Origin of the sequence: Photobacterium sp. GJ3, from assembly GCF_018199995.1 — a bacterium.
GTDB lineage: Bacteria > Pseudomonadota > Gammaproteobacteria > Enterobacterales > Vibrionaceae > Photobacterium.
In genome coordinates this window covers 17,917-36,424 of the sequence record NZ_CP073578.1, presented here as the reverse complement: position 1 = coordinate 36,424, position 18,508 = coordinate 17,917, and the positions used below count along the sequence as shown (strand labels likewise).

General features: G+C 53.0%; 17 protein-coding genes. 9 read left to right on the top strand and 8 right to left on the bottom strand.

What is annotated here, in order from left to right:
• The first annotated feature begins 50 nt into the window (after positions 1 to 50).
• Together KDD30_RS00195 and KDD30_RS00190 are read left to right on the top strand one after the other, a co-directional pair.
• Complete coding sequence (locus KDD30_RS00195; protein ID WP_211646856.1) at positions 51 to 1,199, top strand: mannitol-1-phosphate 5-dehydrogenase; 1,149 nt, start codon at positions 51 to 53, stop codon at positions 1,197 to 1,199.
• A 53-nt stretch (positions 1,200 to 1,252) separates the two neighbouring features.
• On the top strand, positions 1,253 to 1,783 hold the full coding sequence (locus tag KDD30_RS00190; RefSeq protein WP_211646855.1) for an MltR family transcriptional regulator: 531 nt from the start codon (positions 1,253 to 1,255) through the stop codon (positions 1,781 to 1,783).
• A gap of 348 nt (positions 1,784 to 2,131) precedes the next feature.
• Here KDD30_RS00190 and KDD30_RS00185 read toward each other — a convergent pair whose 3' ends face one another.
• Entirely contained in the window at positions 2,132 to 2,413 is a 282-nt protein-coding gene (locus KDD30_RS00185; protein ID WP_211646854.1) for a pyrimidine/purine nucleoside phosphorylase, read from the bottom strand.
• Positions 2,414 to 2,500: 87 nt separating this feature from the next.
• Positions 2,501 to 2,917 (bottom strand): Zn(2+)-responsive transcriptional regulator, encoded by a 417-nt coding sequence (gene zntR, locus KDD30_RS00180; protein WP_211646853.1) that lies wholly within the window; start codon positions 2,915 to 2,917, stop codon positions 2,501 to 2,503.
• A gap of 221 nt (positions 2,918 to 3,138) precedes the next feature.
• Here zntR and purH point away from each other — a divergent pair, with 221 nt between their 5' ends.
• Entirely contained in the window at positions 3,139 to 4,731 is a 1,593-nt protein-coding gene (gene purH / locus KDD30_RS00175) for a bifunctional phosphoribosylaminoimidazolecarboxamide formyltransferase/IMP cyclohydrolase (protein ID WP_211646852.1), read from the top strand.
• Positions 4,732 to 4,827: 96 nt separating this feature from the next.
• Positions 4,828 to 6,114 (top strand): phosphoribosylamine--glycine ligase, encoded by a 1,287-nt coding sequence (gene purD, locus KDD30_RS00170; protein ID WP_211646851.1) that lies wholly within the window; start codon positions 4,828 to 4,830, stop codon positions 6,112 to 6,114.
• 71 nt (positions 6,115 to 6,185) lie between these two features.
• Here purD and KDD30_RS00165 read toward each other — a convergent pair whose 3' ends face one another.
• Positions 6,186 to 6,857: a DUF1481 domain-containing protein gene (locus KDD30_RS00165; protein ID WP_211646850.1), complete on the bottom strand. Its 672-nt coding sequence runs from the start codon at positions 6,855 to 6,857 to the stop codon at positions 6,186 to 6,188.
• 45 nt (positions 6,858 to 6,902) lie between these two features.
• Positions 6,903 to 7,175, bottom strand: coding sequence for a nucleoid-associated protein HU-alpha (hupA, locus tag KDD30_RS00160; protein WP_211646849.1), 273 nt, complete (start codon positions 7,173 to 7,175; stop codon positions 6,903 to 6,905).
• A gap of 487 nt (positions 7,176 to 7,662) precedes the next feature.
• Here hupA and KDD30_RS00155 point away from each other — a divergent pair, with 487 nt between their 5' ends.
• Positions 7,663 to 8,733, top strand: a complete 1,071-nt coding sequence (locus KDD30_RS00155; RefSeq protein WP_211646848.1) for a CNNM domain-containing protein — start codon at positions 7,663 to 7,665, stop codon at positions 8,731 to 8,733.
• Between the two features lie 53 nt (positions 8,734 to 8,786).
• Here the strand turns inward: KDD30_RS00155 and KDD30_RS00150 are convergent, their stop codons facing one another.
• Positions 8,787 to 9,374, bottom strand: a complete 588-nt coding sequence (locus KDD30_RS00150) for a YjaG family protein (protein ID WP_211646847.1) — start codon at positions 9,372 to 9,374, stop codon at positions 8,787 to 8,789.
• A 69-nt stretch (positions 9,375 to 9,443) separates the two neighbouring features.
• On the opposite strand from KDD30_RS00150, the gene KDD30_RS00145 reads away from it, so the two are divergent.
• Both KDD30_RS00145 and KDD30_RS00140 read left to right on the top strand, forming a co-directional pair.
• Positions 9,444 to 10,352 (top strand): D-2-hydroxyacid dehydrogenase, encoded by a 909-nt coding sequence (locus tag KDD30_RS00145; protein ID WP_211646846.1) that lies wholly within the window; start codon positions 9,444 to 9,446, stop codon positions 10,350 to 10,352.
• 8 nt (positions 10,353 to 10,360) lie between these two features.
• Positions 10,361 to 10,984, top strand: coding sequence for a uracil-DNA glycosylase family protein (locus KDD30_RS00140; RefSeq protein ID WP_211646845.1), 624 nt, complete (start codon positions 10,361 to 10,363; stop codon positions 10,982 to 10,984).
• A 47-nt stretch (positions 10,985 to 11,031) separates the two neighbouring features.
• On the opposite strand, the gene hemE is transcribed toward KDD30_RS00140, so the two are convergent.
• Positions 11,032 to 12,096 carry a uroporphyrinogen decarboxylase gene (gene hemE, locus KDD30_RS00135; protein ID WP_211646844.1) on the bottom strand — a complete coding sequence of 355 codons (1,065 nt, stop codon included), beginning with the start codon at positions 12,094 to 12,096 and terminating at the stop codon, positions 11,032 to 11,034.
• 244 nt (positions 12,097 to 12,340) lie between these two features.
• Here hemE and KDD30_RS00130 point away from each other — a divergent pair, with 244 nt between their 5' ends.
• Entirely contained in the window at positions 12,341 to 12,520 is a 180-nt protein-coding gene (locus KDD30_RS00130; RefSeq protein WP_211650166.1) for a hypothetical protein, read from the top strand.
• A gap of 51 nt (positions 12,521 to 12,571) precedes the next feature.
• Here the strand turns inward: KDD30_RS00130 and nudC are convergent, their stop codons facing one another.
• On the bottom strand, positions 12,572 to 13,366 hold the full coding sequence (gene nudC, locus KDD30_RS00125; protein ID WP_211646843.1) for an NAD(+) diphosphatase: 795 nt from the start codon (positions 13,364 to 13,366) through the stop codon (positions 12,572 to 12,574).
• A gap of 156 nt (positions 13,367 to 13,522) precedes the next feature.
• On the opposite strand from nudC, the gene rsd reads away from it, so the two are divergent.
• Positions 13,523 to 14,014 (top strand): sigma D regulator, encoded by a 492-nt coding sequence (gene rsd / locus KDD30_RS00120; protein ID WP_211649388.1) that lies wholly within the window; start codon positions 13,523 to 13,525, stop codon positions 14,012 to 14,014.
• A gap of 189 nt (positions 14,015 to 14,203) precedes the next feature.
• Here the strand turns inward: rsd and rpoC are convergent, their stop codons facing one another.
• Positions 14,204 to 18,421, bottom strand: a complete 4,218-nt coding sequence (rpoC, locus tag KDD30_RS00115) for a DNA-directed RNA polymerase subunit beta' (RefSeq protein ID WP_211646842.1) — start codon at positions 18,419 to 18,421, stop codon at positions 14,204 to 14,206.
• Positions 18,422 to 18,508 lie beyond the last annotated feature (87 nt).

Genomic DNA, 18,508 nt, shown 5'->3' with positions numbered 1-18,508 from the left:
TGTGTTCAGAGGCTAGCCCACCAGCCTCTTGATTGAAGGTAGATATGATTATGAAAGCAATTCATTTTGGTGCCGGAAATATCGGCCGGGGTTTTATTGGAAAAGTACTGGCAGATGCGCAGGTCAATGTGACCTTTGCCGATGTGAACGAGCCACTCATCGACCAGCTCAGTCACGCGCAATCGTACAAGGTGAAAGTTGTTGGCAACGACTGCCACCTGGACACGGTCAGCCACATCACCGCCGTCAACGCAGCGGGACCGGATGTCATCGAACAGATCGCGCACACCGATTTAATCACCACGGCCGTTGGCCCGGCGGTGCTGGATAAAATCGCCAAGACGATTGCCGATGGGCTGACAAAACGCTTTGAATCCGGCAATCTCAACCCACTGAATATCATCGCGTGTGAAAACATGGTGCGCGGCACGTCGCATCTAAAAGAGGAAGTCTATCGTTATCTGAGTCTGTCCCATCAGGCAATGGCGGAAGCTTATGTCGGGTTTGTGGACTCAGCAGTCGACCGGATCGTCCCACCAGCCGAAGCGGCCAATGATGATCCACTGGAAGTCACAGTGGAAAGTTTCAGCGAGTGGATTGTCGACCAGCAGCAGTTCAAAGGCGAGATTCCTGCCATCGCTGGCATGGAAACCACCAACGATCTGATGGCATTCGTCGAGCGGAAGTTGTTTACACTCAACACAGGCCATATCATAGCGGCCTATCTGGGGGCGCTGCAGGGTTATGAGACCATCCGGGATGCGATTGAAGATCCGGACATCCGGACTCAGGTCAGCAATGCCATGCGTGAAAGTGGCGAAGTGCTGATCCGCCGGTACGGGTTTGATCGGGCACAGCACGATGCCTATATCGAGAAAATCCTGTCCCGGTTTGCCAATCCATTCCTTCGGGATGAAATTGACCGGGTCGGTCGCCAGCCGATCCGAAAGCTGGGCCCGAATGATCGACTCATCAAACCCTTGCTGGGCACTCTGGAGTACAACACGCCAAATCAGACGCTGATCACCGGCATTGCTGCCGCTCTGTTGTACATCAACAACAGCGACCCGCAAGCCGTTGCGTTACAGACCTCGTTAAAAGAGAAAGGCGTCCGCCAGACACTGGCGCAGTACACTGGGCTAGATGCCGATGGCGATGTCGCCCGTCGCATTGAACAGTGTTATCAGGCGTTGTCCTGAATTCAGTACGGGGAGTCCGCTCCCCGTTACTACAACCAAGAGAAATATCATCTATGGCACCCTGTGAACACGAAGCAGACATGATTGAGCGCCTCAACGAGGCCACCACAGTCCGAGGTTTTTTTATCACCACTGTGGATATTCTGGAGGAAGCCGTAGATGCACTGATCCAACGTATTTTCCGTAAAGATGACTTCGCTGTGAAATCCGTCGTAGAGCCCCTGCTCCATGACTCCGGGCCACTGGGTGAACTCACCGTCCGCATGAAACTGCTGTACGGACTGGGAGTGATCGCACAACCGCTGTATCAGGATATCGAACGCTGCCTGAAGATCAGAGATATGCTCAACCGAGACGGAGCGGAATACAGCTTCACTGATCCGAAAATCACACAGGAAATCAAAGCACTGCATCAGGCCAACGTCATGGGGGTTGCTCAGCTGGACATGCCGCCCATCTCCGACGATGTCGACCTCAGCTTCTATCAGATGCAAATGGCCCGGCAAGAGCAGATTGTGAAATCCACCCTGGCTTTGGCCATTTCAGGGATTGCGACTGCACTCAATAAAGACAGCCCGTTTTAATCAATGGCCTGTCTTTTCCTCAGAGCAACACCAAGCAAAATCTATCCAATCAAAAACCATTCAGGTCAAACAACTCAATAACAACTCGATGTGATCCACTTGCTGATAGCCTCTTGCACATTCAAGGATCGCCACCCGGAAATTTTCAGCTTCATCCGGATGACAATGCATCCATCACGAACCGTGACTTCTGGAAATGGGCAGGAAAGCGCCATCGCATGCTCGCCTCTCCGACGTATGGCAAAAAAGCTCAGGATGGAACAAGCGTTATTAGGAAAGGAAAGCGGAGGGGTACATGGGATGCGCGCTGGGCACATCCCGTGTCAGTCATTGCGGGAAGCCCCTGACTTACAGGTAATCACACAGGTAAGCTGTGGTGACTTGGATCTGTACCTCAAATGAAGCGTCGCCCGGGACTTCAAAGTCATCACCGGCATTGTAGGTTTCCCAGTCCACATGGCCCGGCAGTTTGACCGAAATCGCGCCTTTAACCACGGTCATCCGCTCCGGGGCGGCCGTTGAAAACGTATAAACACCTGGCTGCATCACGCCGACACTGCTGCGATCGCCCTGGGATTCAAAACCGATGGATTTCACATTTCCATCAAAATATTCGTTATTGTTCAGCATGATAGTCCTTATCCTGAAAAAGCTGGATTCCTCACGCTATCACAGTTCCCTGACAGCGCATACATCTTTCTCAGCCGGGCATTGTGATCAATGCGGTTCATCTGCGAGTGCTTCCAGAATTGAGCAATGACTGGCATTGTCATTGTCTTCACCGCAACAGGCATCATTGAGTTTTTTCAGTGCATTACGGATGCGCTTCAACTCCGCCAGTTTACTGTCGATATCATCCAGTTTGGCCTGCGTGATCGCTTTCACCTCGGCACAGGAGTGCTGATCCGCTTCGACCCGGATCGCCAGCAGTTCCCGGATTTCGTCCAGACTCAGGCCAATCGCTTTGGCCCTGAGAATAAAGTGAACCCGCGACAGGTCTTCTTCGCTGTATAGCCGGTAACCACTGTCACTGCGCTCACCGGGCACCAGCAAACCGTTTTTTTCATAAAACCGCAGCGTATCACTGCTGACCTCGCACAGCTTTGCCAGCTGTCCAATCAAGTACCTAGCCATGTTGCCCCATGATGTGCAGACCCTCCATGCTGAATCGTGGCCCTAGAGACGATAGAAAACACCCAAGGCAAACGTTTGCGCAACACTGAGAATCATGTAAAATACGCGCCATCACATCCTTCCATCCCACATTACCGTGTGAGGCTATTTGCCAAAGGCAACCGCCATCTGTCCGGTCAGCTTTTGGCAAATAATTCACCGCAATCAAAGAGATGGTAGCAATGGAAAACGCTCGTCCTATTCGCCGTGCTCTGATCAGCGTATCAGACAAAACGGGAATTGTTGAATTCGCACAAGCTCTTGCCAACCGTGGCGTTGATATCCTGTCCACCGGCGGCACGGCCCGTCTGCTGGCTGACAGCGGCATTCAGGTCACTGAAGTATCCGATTATACCGGCTTTCCGGAAATGATGGATGGCCGTGTGAAAACCCTGCACCCGAAAGTCCATGGGGGCGTCCTTGGCCGCCGCGGTCAGGACGATGCAATCATGGAAACGCACGGCATTGCACCGATTGATATGGTTGTTGTGAACCTCTATCCGTTCGCGGCCACCGTCGCCAAGCCAGGCTGTACGCTGGAAGATGCCGTCGAAAACATCGATATCGGCGGCCCGACCATGGTCCGCAGCGCGGCGAAAAACCACAAAGACGTGACCATTGTGGTCAATGCACACGACTACGACCGAGTGCTGGCTGAGATGGCTGGCAATGAAGGCTCTCTGACCCATGCGACCCGCTTCGATCTGGCCATTGCAGCTTTCGAACACACTGCCGCTTACGACGGCATGATTGCCAACTATTTCGGCACCATGGTTCCTTCTTACGGGGACAACAAAGAAGGCGACGACGCGTCGAAATTCCCGCGCACCTTCAATCAGCAGTTCATCAAGAAACAAGACATGCGTTATGGCGAGAACAGCCATCAGGATGCTGCGTTCTATGTTGAAGCGCAACCGGAAGAAGCCTCTGTGGCAACCGCACGTCAGTTGCAAGGCAAAGCATTGTCTTACAACAACATTGCCGATACCGATGCCGCACTGGAGTGTGTCAAAGAATTCGACCAGCCAGCCTGTGTGATCGTGAAACACGCCAACCCTTGTGGGGTCGCGCTGGGTGCAAATCTGTTGGAAGCGTATGACCGTGCCTATCAAACCGACCCAACGTCTGCGTTTGGCGGCATCATTGCCTTCAATGGCGAACTGGATGCTGAAACCGCCAAAGCGATGATTGAGCGCCAGTTCGTTGAAGTGATTATTGCACCAAGCGTCAGCGCTGAAGCAGCGGCAGTCGTTGCTGCCAAGCAAAACGTGCGCTTGCTGGCATGCGGTCAGTGGGACAGCAAAACCACAGGGTTTGATGTCAAACGCGTGAACGGCGGTCTGCTGGTTCAGGACCGCGATCAGGGCATGGTGGCTCTGAGCGATCTGAAAGTCGTTTCCAAGCGCCAGCCGACCGAAGAAGAGCTGCGTGATTCGCTGTTCTGCTGGAAAGTCGCCAAGTACGTCAAATCCAATGCGATTGTCTACGCCAAAGGCAACATGACCATTGGTGTGGGCGCGGGCCAGATGAGCCGCGTTTATTCTGCGAAAATCGCAGGCATCAAAGCCGCGGATGAAAATCTGGAAGTCGCTGGCAGTGTGATGGCATCTGATGCATTCTTCCCGTTCCGTGATGGCATTGATGCAGCCGCAGCAGCCGGAATCACCTGTGTGATTCAGCCAGGCGGTTCGATGCGCGATGAGGAAGTCATTGCTGCTGCCGATGAACACGGCATGGCGATGGTCTTCACAGGCATGCGTCATTTCCGTCACTAACATTTCCCGAAGGCGTCGTTGCGGCGCCTTCCTGCGTATTTCAGCCTCTGATCCGTTCAGGGGCTTTCCTCCATCTCACGAGGTAAAGGACTGAGCATGAAAATTCTTGTGATTGGTAACGGCGGCCGCGAGCACGCGCTGGGTTGGAAAGCGGCACAGTCTGCACAGGTCGAGACCGTTTTCGTTGCACCAGGCAATGCAGGCACCGCACTGGAACCAAAACTGGAAAACGTCGCGATTGGTGTGGAAGATGTACCGGCACTGGTTGCATTTGCCAAAGAAAATGACATCGCACTGACCATCGTTGGCCCGGAAGCGCCGCTGGTGATCGGTGTCGTCGATGCCTTCCGTGAGGCAGGCTTGCCGATTTTCGGTCCGACTCAGGCGGCAGCGCAGCTGGAAGGCTCCAAAGCCTTTACCAAAGACTTCCTGGCCCGTCATCAGATCCCGACCGCGGAATATCAGAACTTCACGGAAATCGAACCGGCACTGGCCTACCTGCAAGAGAAAGGCGCACCAATCGTCGTGAAAGCCGACGGTCTGGCCGCGGGTAAAGGCGTGATTGTCGCCATGACACTGCCCGAAGCTGAAGCGGCTGTCCGGGACATGCTGGCAGGCAATGCTTTCGGTGAAGCGGGTCACCGTGTGGTGATTGAAGAATTTCTGGATGGCGAGGAAGCCAGCTTCATCGTCATGGTCGACGGTGAGCACATCCTGCCGATGGCCACCAGTCAGGACCACAAGCGTGTCGGCAACGGCGACACCGGACCGAATACCGGCGGTATGGGCGCTTATTCTCCGGCACCGGTTGTGACCGCTGACATCCACCAGCGCGTCATGAATGAAGTGATCAAACCCACAGTTGAAGGCATGGCTGCGGAAGGCAATCCGTATACCGGTTTCCTGTACGCCGGTCTGATGATCATGGCCGACGGCACGCCGAAAGTCATTGAATACAATTGCCGGTTCGGCGATCCGGAAACTCAGCCGATCATGCTGCGTCTGCAATCTGATCTGGTCGAACTGTGTCTGGCAGCCGTGGATGGCAAACTCGACACCGTGACCTCTGAGTGGGATCCACGTGCTGCGATTGGCATTGTTCTGGCGGCAGGTGGCTACCCGGCAGCGTACAACAAGGGTGATGTCATTTCAGGCCTGCCTCAGCAGGACGGCGAAGCCGAGAAAGTCTTCCATGCCGGTACGGCGAGCAAAGACGGTCTGGTCGTGACGAACGGCGGTCGCGTGCTGTGTGCCACAGCGATGGGCGACACCGTCTCTGAAGCCCAGCAACGCGCTTATGCACTAGCCAAACAAATCCACTGGGACGGGGCTTTCTGCCGCGATGACATTGGCTATCGTGCCATTGCCCGTGAACAGGCATAAGCAGACAGCAACTCTGTCAAATCAATCAAGGCGCCCTCGGGCGCCTTTGTTATATCTTTCTCTGGCGCGTTTTAAGACGCTTCCCCCAGTAATACCGGTCGCTCAATGCAGGACTGAGTCGCGGTTCGGTTCAGCAATACCGTCTCTGCAGTAAGTTTCCCGGGGCCTTGAGGCTTCCCGACCAGTGCGACATAACCCGGTAAAGTCGTTTGCAAGGCTTCAACAGTCAGCGCTTTCTGATTATCGCAACGAATCAATCGCTGACCATCCCAGAGCCCCTGAACCAGTTCCAGCCCATCCCGGGATTGAGATTTCACCACATCCATGACCTGTTCCGCTTGCTGACTCAGTTGGTTCAGCTGTATATCCGATAACGGATAAACCGCATCGCCCACTTTGTAACGCTGAAAAACAGCTTCGCCATGTGGGTCATAACGGACATGAAGTTCAAACGGCTGCACCGCATTATCCTTCAGGGCAGTCCCGGTCCGCTTCAGTTCGCGCAATCGGCCTTCCCGCCAGCGGTAATCCGTCTGGTATTCGCCATACTCTCCCATCCAGACACGTTCCGATAAAGATTCAGGTTTCGACTGACGAAAACTGGCCCAATATAAGGATGCAGCATCCCCGGCAACCTGACCGCCGGTCAGAAGCTCAGAAGAAGAACGGGCATGTTGAGAAAGCGTGGTGGACCCACATGCAGAAAGAAGAAGCGTCAGTAAAATAAGGCAGGTTCGTTTCATAAAAGAAAAAACTCCGTCGAGGAATGCTCATCGACGGAGTTCAAATTATTTTACAGAGTCTTTCAGCGCTTTACCCGCTACGAAAGCTGGTACGTTTGCTGCAGCGATCTGGATTTCTTTACCCGTCTGTGGGTTACGGCCAGTACGTGCTGCACGGTGATTTACTTTAAATGTACCAAAGCCAATAAGTTGAACCTGGTCACCGGATTTCAGTGCTTCGGTGATGCCGCCCAGAGTTGATTCCAGCGCATCTTTTGCTTGCGCTTTCGTCAGGTCCGCTTGTTCAGCAATCAGGTCAATCAGTTGGGTCTTGTTCATTCGGGTTCCCTTCTAAGGTTTTTCTTCAGACGCATTCCACTCTAATTCAAAAGAAGCCCATGTGGCAAAGGTTTGTCCACTTTCCTGTGGTCGCCTGCGGTCTCTTTAACCATAAACTGAGCGCAAGTTCACAAATTGTTACTATCCTGAAGAAAGCGCTGGTTGCTTTTGCGCCAGAAAGCACCAATCTATACTCCCAAGTCACCTCAGGAAATCAGGACAGTTGCGGGTGGTTTGACTCACGGAAAGCACGACAATCCGCTGACAAACGATGATGTCAGGGCGCGTGAATGCACACGATGAGAGAACCAGATCAACGAAGCGAGCAAACGACATTGCTTTTATTTTTTGCATTGCATCATCCGGGCGAGCACATCATGAGATAAGATGATGCGCTTCAACCGAACCGATGCCCGGATGCTGAAGTCCGACGCTGAAGTGACCAGATATATTAAGTTGTTATTCCATTGAGAGCTTATAAAAGCGCATGATACTTCTGACCATTTATATCGCAATTGCGATTGGTATTTCGTTTGTTTGTTCCATCCTTGAGGCGGTTCTGCTCAGTATCTCCCCCAGCTATGTCGGTACCCTGCGTCAGCAGGAACACCCCATGGCAGACAAACTGGCTGCACTGAAAGACAATATTGACCGGCCGCTGGCCTCAATTCTGACCTTAAACACCATTGCTCACACCATTGGCGCAGCGACAGCCGGTGCGCAGGCGGCCGTCGTGTTTGGCAGCCAGTGGCTGGGGGTGTTCTCGGCGGCTCTGACCGTGGGCATTTTGCTGTTGTCTGAAATTATTCCAAAGACCATTGGTGCAACATACTGGCGTCAGCTGGCACCACTCACTGCCCGGATGCTGTTCTGGATGGTCTGGCTGTTGCGTCCTTTTGTCTGGGTGTCGGAGCAAATTACCCGCCGACTGTCCCGGGGCCATCAGCCGCCAAAACTGCGGGACGAGCTGTCTGCCATGGCGATGCTGGCGAAAGAGTCCGGCGAGCTGGCAGAGGGTGAGTCGAAAATCATGCATAACCTGCTGCAGTTTTGCGATGTCAGCGTCACGAAGATCATGACTCCGCGCCCGGTCCTGTTCCGGGTAGAGGAAACGATGACGATCAATGAGTTTCTAGCGACAGCCAAAGACAGTCCGTTTTCCCGTCCGCTGGTATACCGCGGCAGCAAAGACAATATTCTGGGCTTCGCCCACCGGCTGGAGCTCTTTGCCGAAAGCCAGAGTGGCCGGGGCAATATGACCCTCAATGAGATGATGCGCCCGTTACCTGTGGTGCTGAATCTGGATACCGTGCCTATCGCGTTTGAAAAACTGATGAAAGAGCGCGCGCAGCTGGCACTGGTTGTCGACGAATACGGCACTGTCATGGGCCTGGTGACCCTGGAAGATATCTTTGAAAGCCTGGTCGGCGAGGAAATCGTGGATGAGGCAGACACCAGTACCGACATGCAGCAGCTGGCATTTCAGCGCTGGGAACGCTGGAAGAAAAAGCACAACGTTATCGAAAACCGGGATGAAGACGACGAATCCCCGCAATAACACACCTCAGAAACGGCAGGCAATCAGACCTGCCGTTTTCATCAGGTTCAGCTTCAGAGTTCAATTCCGATATTGCTGACACAAGGATCACGCAATTCTTTGCGTAAACTCTTGATCAGCTCAATGTCGCGACTTTCCGCTTCTTTCAGGGCACGATAAATCGCCCACTGCACATCCCATTCTTCACAAACTGCCGGATTGTCTTTCTGGTTTTCATTGGTGATGGCTTCGCCTGTTTGCGCTTCTTCCAGATTGGCAACGGTTTCCACCGACAAAGCGCTGATGCTCAATGCAATCTCAGGGATCTGATCGCGATCCAGCAGGGCATGCAATAAATCCGACAGCGCCACACAGGCATCAATCGCCGGATTCACCGCGTACAGATCGAAATCATCCGCTGCAGGTACCATATCTTCCAGCTTTTCCAACTGCCGCTCAAAATTGATCTTGGCATTCTTCACCGTCAGGATTTCCCAGACGCTGTCGAGAATCAAACGATAAGGTTGCGGATCGGAAAATTCCGTCTCCTGGCAGAACAGAGCGTAATTGGGATACATCCGTTCACACAAGGAAGCCATAAAGGTCAGGTATTGCCAGGGTTCAAATTTTTCTAAGCGAAGCTGAATTGGATTTTTAAGCATGGGATAATCTGTCTGAAAAGGTTCACTGAATTTTACTTGATAACCCGTCAGCGCAAAAGGAAAAGCCACATGCACCAGCTCTGTATCATTTCCCGCCGAGCCGATCTTTACAGGCAACTGATTGAAAAAGAAAACCTTCCTGAACTGAAGATCACTGAAAATCTGCAGGATGCAACGCTGATCCTGGCCGATCCGCCGCTGATGACCAAGCAACTGGCACACTGTTCGAAGCTGGACTGGATGCAGTCCACCTATGCCGGGATTGATGCGCTGACGCAGCCCGGCCTGCGCACCGACTACCGGCTGACCAATATCCGCGGCCTCTTTGGCCAGTTGATCAGTGAGTATGTGCTGGGTTATCTGATCAGCCACCAGCGTCATTTTGCACGGTATCAGACGCAGCAGCAGGCCGCAGAATGGCATCAGCACTCTTACGGCGCATTATCGGAAAAGACCATGGTGATTCTGGGCACCGGCACGATTGGCCAGCATCTGGCTGGCGCAGCCAAAGCACTCGGGCTTCGCGTAATTGGCGTGAGCCGCTCGGGTGAGCCGACCACGCATTTTGACCCGGTGTTTCCGACTCACCGGTTACACGAAGCATTAGCACTGGCCGATGTCCTGGTGTCTGTTTTACCGGCAACTGCGCATACCAATGACTTACTCAATGCTGACAGCCTGAGCCATTGCACAAATACGCTGCTGTTCAATGTTGGGCGAGGTAATGCGATCTGTGAGTCAGGCTTACTGGAGGCGCTGGATGGCGGGAACATCGCGCATGCGTATCTGGATGTATTCAAACAGGAGCCATTACCCCAGGATCATCCATTCTGGCAGCATCCGGCCATCACAGTCACACCGCACATTGCCGCAGAAAGCTTCCCGGAACAAGTGATGACCATATTCAAAACCAACTACCTGCGCTATGTTGAAGGAAAGCCACTGCAATTTCAGATTGATTTTGAACGGGGTTATTAAACCTGCCGATGAAAACAAATCCAGATCCGAACGCCTTACCCGCGTTACTCCATCAGATCCGTCAGTGTTCGCTATGTCAGGCCCACTTGCCGCTTGGCCCGCGGCCGGTGATTCAGGCCAGCAGCGAAGCCCGGCTGATGATTGTCGGACAGGCACCCGGCACCCGGGTCCATGAAACCGGTATTCCCTGGAATGACCCCAGCGGGGATCGCTTACGGCAGTGGCTGGCGCTGGATCGGGAGACCTTCTATGACCCCACCCAGATAGCCATCATGCCGATGGGCCTGTGCTATCCGGGCAAAGGCAAAAGCGGCGATCTGCCCCCCAGACCCGAATGTGCACCTCAATGGCACGGGCAGGTCTGGCCCTTGCTGCCCAATGTGGGCATGACGCTGTTGGTAGGCCAGTATGCGCAGCATTATTATTTGTCCGACAGACCCAAAACACTGACCGAAACCGTGCGGGCCTGGCGACAGTGGGCACCGACCTATCTGCCCCTGCCGCATCCGTCACCGCGGAATACCTTGTGGCTGAAGAAGAATCCGTGGTTTGAAGCCGAAGTCGTGCCTTATATCCGGGAATACGTTCACCAGCATCTGGGCCTGATTTGCGCAAAAACACCGAAACAATAACGCAAAAAAGCGAGCAGAAGCTCGCTTTTTATAAGGCAAATGTCTGATTACTTGTGATAAGGCGCAGACAGCTCGTGAACGGCCTCCACAAACACACCGGCGTTTTCTGGCGGCACATCCAGATGAATACCATGGCCAAGATTGAACACGTGACCAGTGCCTTCCCCAAAGCCTGACAGGATCCCAGCCACTTCTTCACGAATTCGCTCGGGGGCTGCGTACAGCATCGACGGATCCATATTGCCCTGCAACGCAACCCGGTCGCCAACACGGCGTTTCGCATCAGCAATATCGATGGTCCAGTCCAGACCAACTGCATCACACCCCGTATCCGCAATCGCTTCCAGCCACATGCCGCCATTTTTGGTAAACAGGGTGACCGGTACACGGCGGCCCTCGTTTTCACGGATCAGGCCATCAACGATCTTGTGCATGTACTGCAGGGAGAACAGCTTGTAATCCCGTGGCGTGAGAACGCCACCCCAGGTGTCAAACACCATCACGGACTGAGCACCCGCTTTGATCTGCGCATTCAGATACGCGATCACGCTGTCTGCCAGTTTATCCAGCAGAGCGTGCAGCACAGCAGGTTCTGCATACATCATTTTCTTGATCTTGGTGAATGCCTTGGTACTGCCACCTTCCACCATGTAGGTCGCCAGTGTCCACGGGCTGCCTGAGAAACCAATCAGCGGCACTTCGCCTTTCAAATCTTTGCGAATCTGACGAACCGCATTCATCACGTACTGCAGTTCACCTTCAGGATCAGGGATTCCGATTTTGTCGACATCAGCCTTACAGGTGATCGGACGCTCAAATTTCGGACCTTCACCGGCCTCAAAATACAGCCCAAGCCCCATGGCATCCGGAATCGTTAGAATGTCTGAGAACAGAATCGCCGCATCCAACGGAAAACGACGCAATGGCTGCAATGTGACTTCACTTGCCAGCTCAGCATTCTTACACAGCGACATAAAATCGCCAGCCTGGCTGCGGGTGGCACGGTATTCCGGAAGGTAACGGCCCGCCTGACGCATCATCCATACTGGAGTACAGTCAACCGGTTGTTTGAGCAAAGCACGCAGATAGCGATCGTTTTTCAATTCTGTCATTGTCAACATCCTGGCAAGTTAATGGCGCTATTGTAACACTCTGATCCGGGAACAGCAGCCAAAGGGATAAGCTGGGAAGTAATTAATGCCGCTTAGAGCACATCAACCCGCCCTTCCATACGTCCAGTGTCCGGTGTTTCATTTCCGGTAATCTAATGTTGCAGATATTTTAATCAGTTCTCTATCAATTCTTTGTTAGGGTGATTGAAAGTCAACATCGGCTGCAACATAGTTTGGAGGATCAATGAACCTGCAAGTTGTTATCGAATTTACAGAAACGGGCATCTACAAAGACAGATGCTGGGAAAGCTCATTCAAAGCGATGAAAGGTCAGTTGCACCGCGTCTCCCCCCAGTACGCAGCGCACCTGATCAAAAATGCCAAAGCCGTCTTTCGCGACATCCCCGAGATTCACTCGGAGTAACCGACACTCGCTTCCTTTCTATCAGGGAGCCATCCCTTTTGATGACTGCTATCACTCACGGCTTTGTTCCCGAAATGCCGCGTCCTGACTAACGGCATCACAGGTCGCCTGAATCAGACGATAAGCAATGGTGCCCGGCGGTGCGACTGGCGGGAGCTGATCACAATCAAACCAGCGGGCATCCACCAGCTCTTCATAGTCAAGTCTGATTTGCCCGCTGTGATAATCGGCCAGAAACCCCATCATCAGGTTCGACGGAAATGCCCAGGGCTGGCTATCGAAATAACGAATATTGGTCAGCGTGATCCCGGTTTCTTCTGCCACCTCACGGGCCACACATTCCTCCAGCGTTTCACCCGGCTCGACAAATCCGGCAATCACCGTGTACATACCATTTTGATGACGCGGATGCTGCGCCAGCAAGATCTGCCCACCTTTTCGCACAGCCACAATAACGCAGGGCGAGACACGCGGATAATGATGCTGCCTGCAATCCTGACACACCATCGCCAATGCGTTATCTGCCAATTGCGCCTCCCCGCCGCAGCTCGGACAAAACGCCTGTGACTCACACATAAAGGAAAGCTGCTGCGCTTTACCTGCCAGGGCAAACAAAACCGGATCCACGTCGAGCAATTCCCTTAAGGAATAAAAATTTTCATCCGGCAGTTCTATCGGATCTTCCAGCCAGAAGACCGGAATCCCCTGATAGTCTCCGATCTGACGCGATCGCGTGTGATCAAGATAAAAAGCGGCAGGTGGGGTTAGCGGTAACTTACCCGCTTCCAGATAGATCCGGCGATCACGGATGACACACCAGTAAGCAGGGTCTTGCTTTTTTGACATCAGGGATTCCTCTCTCCTTGCAGGGGGGATATTTTGCTGGCAATCTAAACAGAACAACGGAATTTGGCGTCGCCATACATGGTACTCTTGGACTGTCTAAGAGTTTGACAGGTATTGTTTTCTGCTCAAGCACAGGTGCTGGGCGATCATGAGGACATGGTCATGTTAAGTAAATTCGAACAAGTGCAAAAACAATGGGGTGGCAGTAATGATGTCATCGATCACTGGCTCATGTCGAGGCAGCAACTGTTGATCGATTACTGTAAATTGGCCGGACTGCCTCCATTCGAAAACAAAACACGACATCTGCCCACCTCTGCCCAACTGCAACTATTCAGCCAACAACTGGTTGATTACATCTCAGAAGGTCACTTTAAGATCTATGACCAGGTCATGGCAAGATGGCAGGCTACCGGATACTCCCCCACCACTGAAATCTCTCAGCTCTATCACAAAATCACAGATACCACAGATCCTTTACTGAATTTCGCTGATCGCTACTGCGAAATTACGGATGAGAGTGAAGACTGGGACGATTTCGATCAGAATTTGTCTGAAATGGGTGAACAGATGGAATGGCGATTTGAACTGGAAGATGAGCTGATTGAACTCATCAGCGAGAGTCTGGCAGTGCCACCGGGCGCTTAACCAGCAGGTGTTATGCTTCCCACCCTGCGTTGTCCGGTACGGCTGACCACGCGGAGACAGATCTGTCCTGAAATCCAACAACAATGAAACCAGAGGCAACCCGTTTCCAGCGATTCATGACGCAAAACAGCAGCTAAACAAAAGGCACCCCGAAGGGTGCCTTTTTTGTCTCGGAGCTTACCCCGGTACTTAGTCTTCGTCGTTCAGACCTGCATTCAGCAGTGCCGCCAGATCCTGAGACGCCTGCTCGGCATCAACCTGTGGCTCAACTGGTGCCAGATCCGCATCGCGACGGCGCTGACGTTCCTGATGGTAAGAGAAGCCCGTACCTGCAGGGATCAGACGACCTACAATCACGTTCTCTTTCAGACCACGCAGCTCATCACGCTTACCAGCAACAGCAGCTTCAGTCAGTACGCGAGTCGTTTCCTGGAACGACGCCGCAGAGATGAAGGACTCAGTTGCCAGAGACGCTTTGGTGATACCCAGCAGATCACGCTCGAACAGTGCTGGCTGTTTGCCATCGGCAATCAGCTGACGGTTCGCGATGTTCACGCGGGAGAATTCCACCTGCTCGCCTTCCAGGAACTCAGAGTCGCCGTGGGAAGTAATGGTTACCTTACGCAGCATCTGACGAACAATCGTTTCGATGTGCTTATCGTTAATCTTCACGCCCTGCAGACGGTAAACTTCCTGAACTTCGTTCACGATGTACTCAGCAACGGCGTGAACACCACGCAGACGCAGGATATCGTGCGGCGCTTCTGGACCATCGGCGATCACATCACCTTTCTCAACTTTCTCGCCTTCGAAGACGTTCAGCTGACGCCATTTCGGAATCATTTCCTCATATGGCTGGCCGTCAGTTGGGGTGATGATCAGACGACGCTTACCTTTGGTCTCTTTACCGAAGGATACTGCACCTGTGATTTCAGCCAGGATTGCAGGCTCTTTCGGCTTACGCGCTTCGAACAAGTCAGCAACGCGTGGCAGACCACCGGTGATATCTTTCGTACCGCCAGATTCCTGAGGAATACGTGCCAGTGTGTCACCGATACCAACAGATGCACCATCATCCAGCTGAACGATCGCTTTACCTGGCAGGAAGTACTGTGCTGGCATCTCGGTACCTGGGATCATGACATCGTTGCCTTTGTCATCCACCAGTTTCACCATCGGACGCATGTCTTTACCTGCACCGGTACGCTCTGCACCGTCCAGGATCACGATGGAAGACAGGCCAGTCAGCTCATCGGTCTGACGAGAGACAGTCACACCGTCAATCAGGTCAACGAACTGCAGGTGACCTGCTACTTCGGTGATGATTGGCATGGTGTGCGGGTCCCAGTTCGCCACAACTTCACCAGCATCAACTGCATCATTGTCGCCTTTGCTCAGCATCGAACCGTAAGGCAGCTTATAGCTTTCCTTGGTACGGCCGAACTCATCAACAACGGTCATTTCAGCAGCACGGGAAGTGATCACCAGCTTGCCGTCACCATTGGTAACGAACTTCGCATTGTGCAGCTTCACAGAACCTTTGTTCTTCACCTGAATGCTGTTTTCTGCCGCAGCACGCGATGCCGCACCACCGATGTGGAACGTACGCATCGTCAGCTGTGTACCTGGTTCACCGATTGACTGTGCAGCCACAACACCGACCGCTTCACCCTGGTTCACCAGGTGACCACGCGCCAGGTCACGACCGTAACAGTTACGGCATGCACCAAAGTCGTTTTCACAGGTTACAACAGAACGTACTTTCACCTGGTCGACAGAGTTTTCTTCCAGGATGTCACACCATTTCTCATCCAGCAGGGTGTTTCGTGGTGCCAGCACTTCTTCCGTACCTGGTTTCAGCACGTCTTCAGCAACAACTCGACCCAGTACGCGATCGCGCAGTGGCTCTTTCACGTCACCACCTTCGATCAGTGGCATCATGTTGATACCCGCATGGGTACCACAGTCATCAGCTGTGATCACAACGTCCTGCGCAACGTCTACCAGACGACGGGTCAGGTAACCGGAGTTCGCTGTTTTCAGTGCCGTATCCGCCAGACCTTTACGCGCACCGTGCGTCGAGATGAAGTACTGCAGTACGTTCAGACCTTCACGGAAGTTCGCGGTGATTGGCGTTTCGATGATCGAACCATCTGGCTTCGCCATCAGACCACGCATACCCGCCAGCTGACGAATCTGTGCCGCAGAACCACGCGCACCAGAGTCGGCCATCATGTAAACGCTGTTGAACGACTTCTGCTGCTCTTCTTCACCGTCACGGTTAATCACGGTATCGAAAGACAGGTTATCCATCATCGCTTTCGCAACTTGCTCGTTCGCCGTTGCCCAGATATCGATAACTTTGTTGTAACGTTCGCCAGCGGTCACCAGACCGGACTGGAACTGATCCTGAATTTCTGCAACTTCAGCTTCTGCTTCAGCGATCTTGGTGTATTTCGCATCTGGCACGACCATATCGTCGATACCAACAGAGACACCAGACAGGGCTGCGTAAGCAAAACCTGTGTACATGATCTGGTCAGCAAAGATAACGGTTTGCTTCATACCCAGTTCACGGTAACAGGTGTTCAGCAGGTTTGAGATCTGCTTCTTACCCAGTGCTTCCGTGTTGACCAAGCTGTATGGCAGGCCTTTTGGCACGATTTGCCACAGCATTGCACGACCGACAGTGGTATCCACCAGCTGGGTGTTTTTCACCAGCTCGCCTTGCTCGTTTTTCACGTGCTCGGTAATACGCACTTTCACACGAGCATGCAGTTCAGCATTGCCGGTGCGGTAAGCTTTCTCTGCTTCAGCAGAGCCAGCCAGGTACATGCCTTCGCCTTTCGCGTTGATCTTGTCACGGGTCATGTAGTACAGACCCAGTACAACGTCCTGAGACGGTACGATGATTGGATCACCGGATGCTGGCGACAGAATGTTGTTCGTCGACATCATCAGCGCACGCGCTTCCAGCTGGGCTTCCAGCGTCAGCGGTACGTGAACAGCCATCTGGTCACCATCGAAGTCGGCGTTATAAGCCGCACAAACCAGCGGGTGCAGCTGAATTGCTTTACCTTCGATCAGGACAGGTTCGAACGCCTGAATACCCAGACGGTGCAGTGTTGGTGCACGGTTCAGCATCACCGGGTGTTCGCGGATCACTTCGTCCAGGATATCCCAAACGACAGCTTCTTCACGCTCAACCATCTTCTTAGCAGCTTTGATGGTGGTCGCCAGACCACGGGTTTCCAGCTTGCCGTAGATGAACGGTTTGAACAGCTCCAGTGCCATTTTCTTCGGCAGACCACACTGATGCAGACGCAGGTATGGACCAACGGTAATGACCGAACGGCCTGAGTAGTCAACACGCTTACCCAGCAGGTTCTGACGGAAACGACCCTGCTTACCTTTGATCATGTCAGCCAGAGATTTCAGCGGACGCTTGTTCGAACCAGTGATGGCGCGACCACGGCGGCCGTTGTCCAGCAGCGCATCCACAGACTCTTGCAGCATACGTTTTTCGTTACGTACGATGATGTCTGGGGCAGCCAGATCCAGCAGACGCTTCAGACGGTTGTTCCGGTTGATCACACGACGGTAAAGGTCGTTCAGATCAGAGGTCGCGAAACGACCACCATCCAGCGGTACCAGCGGGCGCAGATCCGGCGGCAGTACTGGCAGTACTGACAGGATCATCCACTCTGGGTTGTTACCGGATTGAACAAATGCTTCAACCAGTTTCAGACGCTTGGTCAGCTTCTTACGCTTGGTTTCAGAGTTGGTTTCTTCCAGCTCTTCACGCATCAGTTCGATTTCAGCATTCAGATCCATGTTGGCCAGCAGTGCTTTCACTGCTTCGGCGCCCATGCGCGCGTCGAACTCATCGCCCCACTCTTCCAGCGCGTCCAGATACTGTTCTTCAGACAGCAGCTGACTCCGCTCAAGATTGGTCATGCCTGGTTCGATAACCACATAAGATTCAAAATAAAGCACACGCTCGATATCACGCAGCGGCATGTCCATCAACAGACCGATACGGGATGGCAGTGATTTCAGGAACCAGATGTGGGCTACAGGAGAAGCCAGCTCAATGTGACCCATACGCTCACGACGTACTTTGGTCTGAGTAACTTCTACACCACATTTTTCACAGATCACGCCACGGTGCTTCAGGCGCTTGTATTTACCACAAAGACATTCATAGTCTTTGACCGGGCCAAAGATACGTGCACAGAACAGACCGTCACGCTCAGGCTTAAAGGTACGGTAGTTAATGGTTTCTGGCTTTTTCACTTCACCGAAAGACCATGAACGAATCATGTCAGGTGAAGCAAGACCGATTTTGATCGCGTCAAATTCTTCGGTCTTGTGCTGTGCTTTCAGAAACTTAAGTAAGTCTTTCACATTCGGCTCCTGTGAGGAGTTGACCCATAAAGGCGCCGGGGCGGCGGCGCCTTCATATTGATACCGGATTTAAGAGTCCCTGACCAA